Genomic DNA, 13233 nt, shown 5'->3' with positions numbered 1-13233 from the left:
GTATTCTGGTATATATTATGAACGCACGCCGAAAAATGACTTGATTTTCGCCATCATCCCTTTTTGCTGCTCTTCAAGCACCTGCAAAGGAACGGATTCTCCTAAAATGCGCCGGGCGATATTGCGGTACGCAATGCTGGCGCGGTTTTTGGAATTCATGGCAATCGGTTCGCCGATATTTGAAGCCCTGATCACTTCATCATCGTCAGCAACGATTCCGAGGAGATCAATAGACAGATGATGAACAACTTCATCCACATCCATCGTGTCACCGTTTTTCACCAGGTGATTTCTGATGCGGTTCACGATAAGGCGCGGCGGTTCAATATCTTCCTGCTCCAAAAGTCCGATAATGCGGTCAGCGTCCCGCACCGCTGATATTTCCGGCGTCGTCACAACAATCGCCTTATCAGCTCCGGAGACGGCATTTTTATAGCCTTGTTCAATTCCGGCCGGACAATCAATAATGACATAATCAAATTCCTGCTTAAGCTCCTGCACAAGCGATTTGATCTGCTCAGGGACAACAGCCGTCTTGTCGCTTGTCTGGGCAGCCGGCATTAAATGAAGCAGATCATCAAAACGTTTGTCTTTGACAAGCGCCTGATGCGTCTTGCATCTGCCTTCAATTACATCTACTAAGTCGTAAATAATTCTGTTTTCAAGACCCATTACGACATCAAGGTTGCGCAGTCCGATATCTGTGTCTACCAAACAGACGCGCTTCCCTAAAATGGCTAAGGCGGTACCGAGGTTTGCCGATGTTGTTGTTTTACCTACTCCGCCTTTTCCCGAAGTTATTACGATAGCCTCACCCAATTTCACATTCCTCCCTCAAGCCTTGTTAGATCAGGTCTTAAATGAGCCAATTGCTGAAGGCGTTCAATGACCATATTTCCGTCAGTATCTAAATAAGCACATTCCATGTCGTTCCCTTTTTGAATGTGGTCTGGGGAGCGATTTAACACGTGATTGATCCTCAATTGTGTCGGCATCATTTCGGATGCGGCGATCACAGCCCGGTTATTTCCGTTATAACCCGCGTGGGCAATCCCTTTTAATGAACCGAGAACAAATATATTTCCTCCGGCTCTGATCGTACCGCCGGGATTCACATCTCCGATTAAAAGCAAATCTCCCGTCACGTGAAGCACCTGGCCCGAACGGACGATTTTGGAAACAGAAACAATTTCCTGCTCCTCTTTCATCCGCTGCGCTTCTTCTTTGGCGATGACTTCACTGTCAATTGAATGCACGACTAAATCTTTCTTTGACGCGATCAGATCAGTCAGCTGCTCTGCCTGTTCCTGATACAGATACCGATGCCCGAGTTTAATATGAACACTGATTTTTTGGCCTTTGCCATCAGTATATTGTTCAATCGACAGCATGTTTTGAAGACCATCGAGAAGCTCATCAAAAGAACATGCATCATCCAGATGCAATGTTAAGCCGTTTTTTGTTCCTTTTATTGTTACATATTGCTGCTTTTTGGTCTTCATCAATGTTCACCTCAACAACATACTCTTTTCGTCAAAAAAAGATAAAATCCTTTTTACTCATCTCTTAATTCTTTCTTCAGACTTATATAAAACAGCCTGAAGGGCAGGACTAATATAACGGCCCCCGCAATATTCAGCAAAGCAGTCGGCAAGAACCGCTGAATGACAAAATCGTTAAACGTCATTGTGCCGCTGCGGATTAACGTCTGAATGCCGTAGACGTAAAATTCAAGCACACATACGCTCAGCACCGCGACCAGAATGACCATCAGGGCGTTTGTCTGCAGCACTTTAAACGCTTTGGCCGCCAGATAGCATAAACCGGCAAAACCAAACATATAAACGCCTAAAACACCCGTATAATTGATGTCATAAAGAAATCCGAAAATCAAACCGTAGATCACCGCATGCTTTTGGTTGATATAAGCGGACATAAAAATCAGCGCAAGCAAAAGAAAATGCGGAACGACCTGCTGCTCGACGGAAACGAAAGGAAAACGCACCAGATCCGTATAGATGCTTTCCGCACAAAAGACCAAAATCATAATCAAAGGGAGAAGGAAACGTTTCACGATCCTTCCTCCCCTGTTGCTACGCTTCGGTTCACGACGATGACATGGTCAAGATCGTACAGGTCGGCAGCCGGTTTCACGTAAGCGATTTTCGTCAGGCCGTAAGCATCTGATTCTACATCGGTCACTTCCCCGACCGTCAGCCCTTGAGGAAATACGCCGCCCGTTCCAGATGTCTCCACGAGGTCGCCTTTTTTCACTTCACGTTTTTCATCCGGCTCAAGGATGGTCATTTTCAGGGTCTGTTTCTTTTTATCGTACCCTTCAATTAAACCGTAGCCTTTGCTTCCCTTTTTGCCGGAGATTTTGGTGGCCACTCTGTTATTGCGGTCAACATCGCTCAGCAGCTGAACGGCGGATGTGAAACTGTTGAGTCCGCTGCTTTTGATCTTCCCGACCAGCGCACCCTTTTCGTTCGTGACAGCCATGTCTTTGGCCACTTTCTGCTTCGTTCCCTTATTGATCATGATCTGCTTGTACCATTGATCAGGGTTTCTGGCGATAACGGTCGCTAAAATCGGATCATAGTCGGAAATTGATTTGACATGCCCGAGTTCATCACGCAGCTTCTTGTTTTCATCTTTGAGTTCTTGGAGCTTCGCTTCATATTGTGTCTGTCCGTCCAGCTTTTGTCTTAAGCGTTCGTTTTCCTTGTACGTGTTTTTCAGGTCTTTTATGTCCCCGAAGAACCCTGCAAAATATTCGGCAGGCGTGTGAAAAATGTTTTGAAATACTCCCGTCGTATCACCGATCAGCTTTTCAGGCCAGGTGGTATTACGGCCGTTCTTCAGCGAGAATCCAATCATAGCCACCAATATGATAATACACAGAAGTAATAGCATTAACCGTTTGTTCGGCATCGTGATACACCTCTTCTATTTAACTCCTGATTATCTTGTTTTTCCTTTGAAAAGATGGATGTGCTCCAGTGCTTTTCCAGTGCCGATCGCAACACAATCCAGCGGATCTTCAGCGATAAGAACAGGCATTTTCGTTTCGTCGCTGATGACTTTGTCGAGATTGCGGAGCAGGGCGCCTCCCCCTGTTAATACAATACCTCTGTCCATAATGTCAGCGGCCAGCTCAGGCGGTGTTTTTTCAAGCGTGCTCTTCACCGCGTCAACGATTGAGAGAACTGTATCACGCAGTGCATTTGCAATTTCCGTTCCCGTGATTTCGATCGTTTTCGGCAGACCTGTCAGAAGATCGCGGCCGCGGATTTCCATTGACGCATTTTCTTCACCGGTTTCTGCTGAACCGATTTCCATTTTAATAGCTTCCGCCGTACGGTCACCGATCATCAGATTATATGTTTTTCTGATATAGCTGATGATTGAGTCGTCCATTTCGTCACCGGCTACGCGGATTGACTGAGACGTAACAATGCCGCCTAAAGAAATGATCGCCACTTCAGTTGTTCCGCCGCCGATATCAACGACCATGCTGCCCGTCGGCTCCCATACCGGAAGATTCGCGCCGATTGCTGCCGCAAACGGTTCTTCAATCGGATAAGCGTCACGTGCGCCCGCTTGTCTTGTCGCGTCGATGACCGCCCGTTCTTCAACGGCCGTAATACCTGACGGCACACACACCATAACGTAAGGCTTTCTCGCAAACAATCCTTTATTTTTCACAGCCTGATTAATGTAGTATTTCATCATTGTCGCAGTTGTTTCATAGTCAGCGATAACGCCGTCTTTCATCGGACGGAGCGCAACCACGTTGCCCGGAGTTCTTCCGATCATGTTTTTCGCATCGTTACCGACCGCAACGATGGACTTCGTATCCGTTTGCAGAGCAACGACAGACGGCTCTCTCACTACGATTCCTTTACCTTTAACAAACACAAGCGTATTCGCGGTTCCCAAATCTATACCAAGGTCTCTTGTACCAATTCCGAACATATGTATGTATCTTCCTTTCTTAAAGCAAAAATACCCTAAAGGGAAAAACTCATAAAATCTATTATATCTTAAATCAACGAAAAAAAAAGTGTTACAAATATCCTTTTTCCTTTAAACTCACAAATTTTTTGTCACCAATGACCAAATGATCCAGCAGCTCGATGCCGATTAAATTTCCGCACTCAAAAAGCCGCCTGGTTACCTCTATATCTTCCCTGCTCGGTGTAGGATCTCCTGAAGGATGATTGTGAACGCAAATGAAGGACGCGGCGGATCGTTTGAAAGCTTCTTTAAACACCTCCCGCGGGTGGACAATAGATGAATTCAGACTTCCGATAAAAACGGTGCGTTTATGAATGACTTGATTTTTGGTATTTAAATATAAACAGACAAAATGCTCCTGGGATAAAAAGCGCATATCCTCCATCACATACTTCGCCCCGTCTTCCGGAGAGCGGATGACGCAATGCTCCCCGGCGGATGTCTTATGAATGCGGCTCCCCAGCTCAATTGCGGCAAGAATCTGAACGGCTTTCACCGTGCCGATTCCCGGAATGCTGGAAAGCTCCTGGGCAGAGGCGCCTTTTAACAGTCGCAGCCCGTCAAACGTCCGCAGCAGCCGGTGAGCGAGGTTCATGACGGACTCATGTTTCGTTCCCGTCCGCAGCAGGATGGCGAGCAATTCATTGTTAGAGAGATGTTCGGCTCCGAAGTGCAGAAGCCGCTCTCTCGGTTTTTCTTTTTCGGGGAAATCTCTTAATTTTAACGGCAGATCACGGATGATCAACCCCTCCTTGTTCCCCTTCCCGGTTTGAACATCAAGCTTTTATATTAAATTCTTTCAAGGCTCTCATTGTTTTAGCGACAGGAAGCCCGACGACAGAATAAAAATCACCGTCTATTTTTTTCACTAAAAGCGCGCCTTTTCCTTGGATGCCGTATGCACCTGCTTTATCCATCGGTTCTTTTGTTTCAATGTAGAGCTGTATGTCGTCTTCACTGAGCGGCCAAAACGTCACTTCCGTCGTGTCACAGAACGTTTCTTTCCGGTCATGCGTCTGAATGCTGACCGCCGTAATGACTTGATGGCTTCGGCCGGAAAGCCTCCGCAGCATGTGTGCCGCTTCTTCTCTGTCATGCGGTTTGCCGAGGCATTCGCCGTCTATGCACACCATCGTGTCAGCCCCGATAACGACTGCATCGGGATTTTCGGCCAATACAGCACCGGCTTTTTGCTCGGCCAAACATTGGACGTTTTCTTCCGGCGAAAGGTTTCGATTTAATTTTTCTTCTGTGCGGCTTGCAATAATGCTGTAAGGAATCTGAAGAAGATTAAGGAGTTCTTTTCTTCGCGGAGATTGTGATGCGAGTATTAAGCGTTTTGTCATGATTGTCATCCTTTCAGGGTTTGCTTAAGAAAAAAAGATACTTGTCTATCCTACCAAATCAAACGGGCAACCACAATTTCAGAAAAATAACTTTTTGATGACAAAATAAAAAATCCCGCCGGATGACGGGAAATGAGATACTATTTTACAACACTTAAAAGCTCTTTTTGGGCTTTCCAGCCGGATTCCGAACCCGACGTTTCCAGTTCTTTCAGCGCTTGAAGCACGGCCTCTTTCTGCTTTTTGTCAGCGGCGTCTGCGCTGGATGCCGCTTTTGCCGCTTCAGCCACTTCCGTTTTTGAAAGATCTTTGCCGGTAATCGCTTTGGCGGAGAGCTCAGATGCTTGTTTAAAAGAGTTTTCCAGTCCTGAATCGACAGCGAAGCTGAGCTCTTTTCCGCCCCAAGCCTCAAAATCATGGTCTATCAGTGTCTGACCCAATTGCTGTGATAAGCTTTTTTCCGCTGCAAGCCCGGCGATCACGTATGTGTATCCGTCTTCTTTTGCCAGTGAGACGGCCGAGTATCCTTTTTCAGTCAGCTGGTCAACAAGCGTTTGCGCTCCTTTTTCTGATGAAAATTTTCCGGCCTGCACCGCATATGTTTTATAGTTTCCCTCTGAAGATTCCGCATCTCCTGTGCCGGCTGTTTCAGATTTGTCTTTAGAAACATCTCCCGCTTTCGCCGTCTGCCCTTGTGAACCTTTGTCAGCTGATGTCGGAGCGGAGGCTTCTTTACTTCCCGACATATTTAAGGCGACAAGGCCGAGCCCGGTGCCTAAAACAGCCGCAACGGCAATTGTCGTGACCGCTTTTTTAACTGGAGAAGACGGCTGCTTTTTTTTCGGAAAATGAGGGCCTGTTTTTTTCTTCTGGTATGGCGGAACGACTTTCGGGTCATCTTCAAATACCTTAGAATTCTTCTCATGATCCCAATTGAAATCTTCTTCTTTCGGATCTTCATGGGATGCGGCGGTCTCCTGCTCCGCCTTTTTTGTTTCCTCCCAATTTGAAAATGTGACGGTTTTCTCCCCGCCTTCTTTCACATCTTCTTGTCCATACATCGTTTCTTCTTGTCCGTTAATGGTTACTTTAAGGGCATTGTTTTTTGCTTTGCTGTGCTTTTTGCTCTTCCTTTTTTTCAACGTCTCTTCCCCCTTGCATTCGTCTTGGCCGTACCTTGAACTGATCATGGTTCACACTTTAGCATAGGCGAAAAAAAAAAGAACAAGACTTTTGTCGTCTTGTCCAAAAAACGTTCGCCAAATTTTTTAAGCTCCGCCTGAAGCGAGCTTGATGTAAAACGAAAACAGCTCTTCTCCGTATAAATAACTCAAAGCGCTCCCGGCTGAGATGGCCGGCGCAAACGGAAATGGCTGCTTTTTACCAAGCCTGCCCCGGGCTGCGGCGCACATACCGTATACGGTTCCGATCATAACGGAAAGAAAGAATGCAATGAGCACGAGCTTCACGCCGAGCGGCAGGCCGATCACCCCAAACAGTTTCACATCACCTGCGCCGATGCCTCCTTTACTGACAAACATGATAAAAACAAGCAGAAAAAATCCGCAAACGGCTCCGGCAAACCCTGCATACCATGTATCCAGCGGAGAAAACATACGGCCGGCAATGAAAAGCGGAAGAAAAAACAGCAGAACCTTGTCAGGAATCAGCATATATTGCAGATCCGTCACGGTAACAATCATGAGCAGAGACAGAAATAACAGCGCGACTAACAGTTCTTTTGAGAAACCGAAATGAATGCCTGCAGCCGTGAATAAACACGCCGTCCAGCATTCCGCCGCCGGATACATAACCGACAGCTTCGCACGGCAGTTTCTGCATCTGCCTCTTTGCAGAATATAGGAAACGACGGGCACAAGCTCCCCCCAGGAGAGCGGCAAGCGGCAAAACGAACAGGCTGAACGCGGCGAAATAACCGAGATTCGAAGCGGGATACGGCACGCTGCTGTATAAAAAAAAGAACCGAAAATCAAGCCGAGAAAAAACAGAAACAAAAGCACTCAGACCACACCTTTACTATCAATCTGGCTCAGATTATAGCAAAGAAAAACACCATGACTGAAATGGCTGAAAATATATTTTCAGCATAAAAACACCCGGCAAAACCGGAAAAGGGTCTGCCGGGCATCCGAGGGGCTGTCAGATAAGCCGCTTTCTCATTTCTGAAATAAAATATAAGGAGCCGGTAATGATGATGACATCATCCGCCCCGTCTTTTTGTTCTATCCATTCTTTCACACTGTCTGGGTTCTCATCGAAGCTCTTAGCCGCAAGACTGCTTGCATTGTAAAGGGCTTCGGCGCTTGAAGCACGCGGAAAGTCAAATGATACAAAGTGAATAGAGTCCGCTTCGGTTTCAAGCTTTTTAATCATTTCCTGATACGGTTTGTCTTTTAATGCGCTGAATACGACATGAACGTTTTTATCGGAAAAGCGCTGCCTGATCGTTTCTGTCAGCGTTTCAACGCCCTCTTCGTTATGCGCGCCGTCCGCAAACACTAAAGGGCGGCTTTGAAGACGTTCAAACCGGCCCGGCCATGAAGCTTTTTCCAGACCGTTTCGCATTGCTTCTTCAGAAATGACTGCGGCTCCCAGACGATTCATCCATTCAGCGGCCAATATCGCCAATGCCGCATTCTGCCTTTGGTGAATGCCGATCAGCGACGTTTGAATGTTTTCATAGCATTTCGTTTCCGTTTCCAGCGAAAAGCTTTCACCGGACGGAAGCGCCGCTTCATTAAACAGTCTGCACGTTTTATATAGTGACTGATACGGAGCCTGCTTTTTTTCGGCTTCCGCTTCAATAACGCCGAGTGCTTCCGGCTGATTGACGCCCGTAATGACCGGAATGGAATTTTTAATGATACCGGCTTTCTGCCCGGCGATCTCCTCGATGGTATTGCCTAAAATGGCCATATGGTCATGTCCGATACTTGTAATGACGGACAGAAGCGGTTTCACAATATTGGTTGAATCAAATGTGCCGCCGAGCCCCGCTTCAAAAATGACAAAATCGATATCAGCCCGTTTCGCAAAATATAAAAATGCACACGCTGTAATGATTTCAAATTCTGTCACCGTTCCGGCATCGGTCTTATCAAGCTCATCGACTATCGGTTTTATGTCATTAACGAGCGTTCTCCATTCCTCATCAGAAATCGGCGTGCCGTTGACGCTGATACGCTCATTAAACGTAATAATGTAAGGCGATGTGAACGTGCCGACCGTATAACCGGCTTCTTGAAGCACGGAACGGATAAAAGCGACGGTCGATCCTTTGCCGTTTGTGCCCGCCACATGAATGGCGCGAATGTTCTTTTCCGGGTGTTCCAGTTTTTCCATCAGCTTTTCCATACGGAGAAGGCCCGGCTTAACGCCGAACTTGAGTCTGCCGTGAATCCAGCTGATCGCTTCTTTGTACGTATTAAACAATGAAATCCCCTCTTTTATACGACAAGGCGGTTTCTTAGGAAACCGCCCCGCTGTTTTATCAGCCTTTCAGCTCTGCAATCCGCTGCCGGACAGCTTCGCGTTTTGCCGTGTAGTCTTTCTCTTTTCCGCGTTCTTCTTCAATGACATGTTCAGGAGCTTTTTTAATGAATCCTTCGTTGCCGAGTTTTTTCTGAACGCGTTCGACTTCTTTTGTCAGCTTGTCGAATTCTTTTTGCAGACGGGCGATCTCCTCATCAATGTTAATCAGCCCTTCAAGCGGCAGAATGACTTCCGCTCCGGTGACGACCGCTGTCATCGCTTTGTCTGCCGCAGTGATATCCGTCCCGATTTTCAGCGTGCTCGGATTCGTAAAGCGTTCAACGTAAGAACGGTTCTTCTCAAGGCGGCCGGCAATGTCTTCCGTAGATGTTTTAATGTAAAGCTCAACCTGCTTGCTCATCGGCGTGTTGACTTCGCTCCGGATATTGCGGACAGAACGGATTAATTCGACGAGCAGTTTCATATCCGCCGCTGCCTCTTTATCCGTATGTTCCGGCACCGGAACCGGCCAAGAGCTGATCGTGATTGACTCGCCTTCATGAGGAAGGTGCTGCCAGATTTCTTCCGTTAAGAATGGCATAAACGGGTGAAGAAGACGCATCGTCTGGTCAAGCACGTATGCCAGAACAGAACGGGTTGTTTTCTTCGCCGCTTCATCTTCCCCGTACAGCGGAAGCTTCGCCATTTCGATATACCAGTCGCACACATCGTCCCAGATAAAGTTGTACAGGTGGCGTCCGACTTCACCGAATTCATAACGATCCGCAAGCTGTGTTACGTCTTCTATCGTTTCATTCAGTCTTGTGAGGATCCACTTATCAGCAACTGATTTTTCACCGGACAGATCAAGCTCGTCATACGTCATGCCGTCCATGTTCATTAATGCAAAACGGGAGGCGTTCCAAATTTTATTTGCGAAATTCCATGTGGATTCCACTTTTTCATAGCTGAAACGGAGATCCTGTCCCGGTGAACTTCCGGTTGCCAGGAAATAGCGCAGGGAATCCGCTCCGTACTTGTCGATGACATCCATCGGGTCCACGCCGTTCCCAAGGGATTTACTCATTTTTCTGCCCTGCTCGTCACGGATTAAGCCGTGAATCAGCACGTCTTTGAACGGACGCTCGCCGGTAAACTCAAGACCTTGGAAAATCATCCGGGATACCCAGAAGAAAATGATGTCATATCCCGTTACAAGAACATCGGTTGAGTAATACCGCTTAAAGTCTTCAGCGTTTTCATCAGGCCAGCCCATTGTAGAAAACGGCCAAAGCGCGGAGCTGAACCATGTATCAAGCACGTCTGAATCCTGTTCCCAATTTTCACTGTCCTCAGGCGCCTCAAGGCCGACGTACACTTCTTTTGTTTCTTTATGATACCAAGCCGGGATGCGGTGGCCCCACCACAGCTGACGGGAAATACACCAATCACGGATATTTTCCATCCAGTGCAGGTACGTTTTCTCGAACCGGTCAGGAACGAAGTGAACTTTCTCTTCTTTTGACTGAAGGTCAACCGCAGCATCGGCCAGCGGCTGCATTTTGACAAACCATTGTGTGGACAGGTACGGCTCAACAACGGCGCCGCTTCTTTCACTGTGGCCGACAGAATGCATATGGTCTTCGATTTTAAAGAGAACGCCGGATTCCTGAAGATCTTTGACGAGTTTTTTGCGGCATTCAAACCGGTCCATGCCGTTATATTGCAGCGCTTTTTCATTCATTGTTCCGTCTTCATTCATGACGAGAATCCGCTCTAAATTGTGGCGGTTTCCGAGTTCAAAGTCATTCGGGTCATGGGCAGGCGTGATTTTAACGGCGCCTGATCCGAATTCCATATCAACATAATCATCGCCGACGATCGGAATTTCGCGGTTTGTAATCGGCAGAATCACCGTTTTGCCGATTAAGTGCTTGTAGCGCTCATCTTCAGGATGAACCGCGACAGCCGTGTCGCCAAGCATCGTTTCCGGACGGGTGGTCGCGATTTCAATTGAGCCTGAACCGTCTGCTAACGGGTAGCGCAAATGATAAAACGCGCCCTGTACGTCTTTGTAAATCACTTCAATATCGGATAAAGCCGTTTTTGTGGCAGGGTCCCAGTTGATGATATATTCGCCTCTGTAAATCAAGCCTTTCTCGTACAGCTTGACGAATACTTCCCGCACGGCTTTATTCAGCCCTTCATCAAGAGTGAAACGTTCGCGCGAATAATCGAGTCCGAGTCCCATCTTGGCCCATTGGCTGCGGATGAAATCAGCATACTCTTCTTTCCACTTCCACGTTTCTTCTAAAAACTTTTCACGGCCGAGGTCATAACGGCTTGTGCCCTGTTCACGGAGTTTCGCTTCGACTTTTGCCTGAGTGGCGATGCCGGCGTGGTCCATGCCCGGAAGCCAGAGCACGTCATAGCCCTGCATGCGTTTCATACGCGTAACGATATCTTGCAGCGTCGTATCCCACGCATGTCCGAGGTGCAGCCTGCCCGTCACGTTCGGCGGCGGAATGACGACAGAATACGGCTGTTTCGTTTGATCGCCGCCCGCTTCAAAATATTTTCCTTTCAGCCAAAAATCATAGCGGCCTTTTTCAATCGCAGATGGATCATATTTTGTCGGCATTGTTTGTTCATTTGTATCCATGATAACCCTCCAGCATGTTTAGAAATGGCTGAGCAACTAAAAAAGAGCCTTCATCCTGATAAAGGACGAAAAGCTCTTTCGCGGTACCACCTTTTTTCATGAACAGATTTGTTCATGCACTTAAACGGATAACGGGTGCGGCCCGAATTTCTCTACTGTATGTTCAAGAAATTATGCTCCCGGGCGACCTTCCAATGAGACGGCATAAGAAGCCTTTCAGCACAGTAGCTTCTCTCTCTTCATGCGTCTTTCTTGTACTCTTCCCGTTCAAAGCAGGTGTATTTATATCAGCTCATGATCTTATTTATTATGTTCTTTATTATAGTAAAAGTGTTTTTGATTCGTCAATCATCTTTTCCAAAAACCGCTGCCGTCATACATAAATGGGCATGCACCCCGCCCTTTCCCTTACATACGATACATAGAAAGGCGAATGTGAGGAGGAATTGCCCGTGAGAAAAAAATTCAATTCTTATTCGCTCCCCCAGTGGGCCAGACAGGTCCGCCTTGTATCCGTGCAAGTCATTATCCCGATTACGATCTTTCAGGGGATCAGGACGATTTTCTTTCCGACGACTTTTGATGTCCTGCTGCTTGCCATCCTGCTGTTTTTAGCGTGCGCCCTGCATTTGGAATGGATATAAAAAAACGAGTCCCGTTATGAAGAGGACTCGTTTTCCGCTTTTATTTTTTTCTCCCGCTCAATCTGATGAACCTTCATGAGAAAAGGCTCAACATTTTTCATCTGCCAAAACGCTCTTAATAATTGCGTGCACTCTTCTTTTTCAGAGCCCCTTTGGCCGGTCTGATACCGTTTCAGCACTTTGTACATGGCGGACGGATAAGCCATATAGCTGAGAAACAGGCTGATTTCCGCTTCACGGAGCGGGAATGATTTGTGATACGTATAAAACCAGTCCAGACACTCCGGGCATGCTTTCGGATAGCTTCTGAACATTCTGGAGTAAAAGCCGAGCAGGTCGTTTTGCGGAGGGCCCAGCGCAGCTTTCTCGAAATTCGTGAAAAAGCCCGATCCCGCATCATTATACAGAAAGTGGCGGCTCGATAAGCTGCCGTGGTTGATCACCGCTCTCGTCTTGTCATGATCCTTTGCCGCGTCAAACCATTCTTCCAGACGTTCCAGAGCAAAATTGACGGCGGAAACCGTTTCTGTAAGATACGTAACAGCCTGCAGTTCAAAAGGTGAAAGGTACCACTCTTTTTCCGCCCGGTCGGCGAATTGTTCATAGACAAGCTTATCATTTTCCCAATCTCTTTTCGTTACTTCATAAAAGCCGCTGATATCTTCAGTCCGGATTTGGATGTCCCGCACAGTCGCGGAGTGGAGCTTCGCGACCTCTTTAAAAAGGTAAACATGTTTTTGATCCCGTTCTTCTTCCTGATCGTACTGAAGCCAAGGCATTAAATAATAAGAATTCTCCGTCTGTCTTCCCGCAAAAAAATCGCCGGCATACGTGCGGCAGATCGGCACAAACGAACGGTAGCCTTTCTCCTCAATCTCAATCATAAGATCCGTAAATTCACTGCTGCGGGCCGGCTTGAGCTGTTTCAAAGCAAAAATGCCGTAGTTTGAGTAGACCTTCCAAACATGCGGGCTGACAGGCTCAATATACTCTGCCGCCAGCCCGTATTCCTGAAGCACTGATTGGACTGCTTCCATTCCATTCACCACATTTTTACGGCCTCTTTGTG

13 protein-coding genes and 1 other annotated feature are annotated in these 13233 nt (G+C 47.2%); of the genes, 1 reads left to right on the top strand and 12 read right to left on the bottom strand.

What is annotated here, in order from left to right; genetic code table 11:
* Positions 1 to 15: 15 nt before the first annotated feature.
* The 11 genes from minD to CXL14_RS10190 all read right to left on the bottom strand — a co-directional run bounded on the left by minD (position 16) and on the right by CXL14_RS10190 (position 11520).
* Complete coding sequence (gene minD / locus CXL14_RS10240) at positions 16 to 819, bottom strand: septum site-determining protein MinD (protein WP_003152655.1); 804 nt, start codon at positions 817 to 819, stop codon at positions 16 to 18.
* Between the two features lie 2 nt (positions 820 to 821).
* Positions 822 to 1502, bottom strand: a complete 681-nt coding sequence (minC, locus tag CXL14_RS10235; protein ID WP_003152653.1) for a septum site-determining protein MinC — start codon at positions 1500 to 1502, stop codon at positions 822 to 824.
* A gap of 53 nt (positions 1503 to 1555) precedes the next feature.
* Positions 1556 to 2074 (bottom strand): rod shape-determining protein MreD, encoded by a 519-nt coding sequence (gene mreD, locus CXL14_RS10230; RefSeq protein WP_007408167.1) that lies wholly within the window; start codon positions 2072 to 2074, stop codon positions 1556 to 1558.
* Positions 2071 to 2934, bottom strand: a complete 864-nt coding sequence (gene mreC, locus CXL14_RS10225) for a rod shape-determining protein MreC (protein ID WP_007408166.1) — start codon at positions 2932 to 2934, stop codon at positions 2071 to 2073. Before mreC ends, mreD begins: the two co-directional genes overlap by 4 nt.
* A gap of 30 nt (positions 2935 to 2964) precedes the next feature.
* Positions 2965 to 3978, bottom strand: coding sequence for a cell shape-determining protein MreB (gene mreB, locus CXL14_RS10220; protein ID WP_003152647.1), 1014 nt, complete (start codon positions 3976 to 3978; stop codon positions 2965 to 2967).
* 91 nt (positions 3979 to 4069) lie between these two features.
* On the bottom strand, positions 4070 to 4765 hold the full coding sequence (radC, locus tag CXL14_RS10215; protein WP_007408165.1) for a RadC family protein: 696 nt from the start codon (positions 4763 to 4765) through the stop codon (positions 4070 to 4072).
* Between the two features lie 31 nt (positions 4766 to 4796).
* A complete protein-coding gene (locus CXL14_RS10210; RefSeq protein WP_012118105.1) occupies positions 4797 to 5366 on the bottom strand; it encodes a Maf family protein in 570 nt (189 codons plus the stop codon).
* Between the two features lie 140 nt (positions 5367 to 5506).
* Positions 5507 to 6508 carry an SPOR domain-containing protein gene (locus CXL14_RS10205; RefSeq protein ID WP_014418547.1) on the bottom strand — a complete coding sequence of 334 codons (1002 nt, stop codon included), beginning with the start codon at positions 6506 to 6508 and terminating at the stop codon, positions 5507 to 5509.
* Between the two features lie 126 nt (positions 6509 to 6634).
* Complete coding sequence (locus CXL14_RS10200; protein WP_014418548.1) at positions 6635 to 7387, bottom strand: prepilin peptidase; 753 nt, start codon at positions 7385 to 7387, stop codon at positions 6635 to 6637.
* A 139-nt stretch (positions 7388 to 7526) separates the two neighbouring features.
* Positions 7527 to 8819 carry a bifunctional folylpolyglutamate synthase/dihydrofolate synthase gene (locus CXL14_RS10195; RefSeq protein ID WP_014418549.1) on the bottom strand — a complete coding sequence of 431 codons (1293 nt, stop codon included), beginning with the start codon at positions 8817 to 8819 and terminating at the stop codon, positions 7527 to 7529.
* A 58-nt stretch (positions 8820 to 8877) separates the two neighbouring features.
* Positions 8878 to 11520: a valine--tRNA ligase gene (locus CXL14_RS10190; RefSeq protein WP_014418550.1), complete on the bottom strand. Its 2643-nt coding sequence runs from the start codon at positions 11518 to 11520 to the stop codon at positions 8878 to 8880.
* A gap of 58 nt (positions 11521 to 11578) precedes the next feature.
* Positions 11579 to 11800, bottom strand: a binding site (T-box leader).
* 172 nt (positions 11801 to 11972) lie between these two features.
* On the opposite strand from CXL14_RS10190, the gene CXL14_RS10185 reads away from it, so the two are divergent.
* The gene (locus tag CXL14_RS10185; RefSeq protein ID WP_003152639.1) at positions 11973 to 12164 is read left to right on the top strand and encodes a hypothetical protein; all 192 of its coding nucleotides are present in this window, start codon (positions 11973 to 11975) and stop codon (positions 12162 to 12164) included.
* Between the two features lie 14 nt (positions 12165 to 12178).
* On the opposite strand, the gene ysxE is transcribed toward CXL14_RS10185, so the two are convergent.
* The gene (gene ysxE / locus CXL14_RS10180) at positions 12179 to 13201 is read right to left on the bottom strand and encodes a spore coat protein YsxE (RefSeq protein WP_014418551.1); all 1023 of its coding nucleotides are present in this window, start codon (positions 13199 to 13201) and stop codon (positions 12179 to 12181) included.
* Between the last annotated feature and the right edge of the window lie 32 nt (positions 13202 to 13233).

Origin of the sequence: Bacillus sp. SJ-10 (assembly GCF_002843505.1) — a bacterium.
Classification (GTDB): domain Bacteria; phylum Bacillota; class Bacilli; order Bacillales; family Bacillaceae; genus Bacillus; species Bacillus velezensis.
This window is presented reverse-complemented; position numbering and strand designations above follow the sequence as displayed.

What these genes read in the sequence shown, in the direction of transcription:
- CXL14_RS10210 (WP_012118105.1), bottom strand. Translation starts at nt 5,366, where the DNA reads ATGACAAAACGCTTAATACTCGCATCACAATCTCCGCGAAGAAAAGAA.
- mreC (WP_007408166.1), bottom strand. Translation starts at nt 2,934, where the DNA reads ATGCCGAACAAACGGTTAATGCTATTACTTCTGTGTATTATCATATTG.
- CXL14_RS10190 (WP_014418550.1), bottom strand. Translation starts at nt 11,520, where the DNA reads ATGGATACAAATGAACAAACAATGCCGACAAAATATGATCCATCTGCG.
- minC (WP_003152653.1), bottom strand. Translation starts at nt 1,502, where the DNA reads ATGAAGACCAAAAAGCAGCAATATGTAACAATAAAAGGAACAAAAAAC.
- ysxE (WP_014418551.1), bottom strand. Translation starts at nt 13,201, where the DNA reads ATGGAAGCAGTCCAATCAGTGCTTCAGGAATACGGGCTGGCGGCAGAG.
- mreB (WP_003152647.1), bottom strand. Translation starts at nt 3,978, where the DNA reads ATGTTCGGAATTGGTACAAGAGACCTTGGTATAGATTTGGGAACCGCG.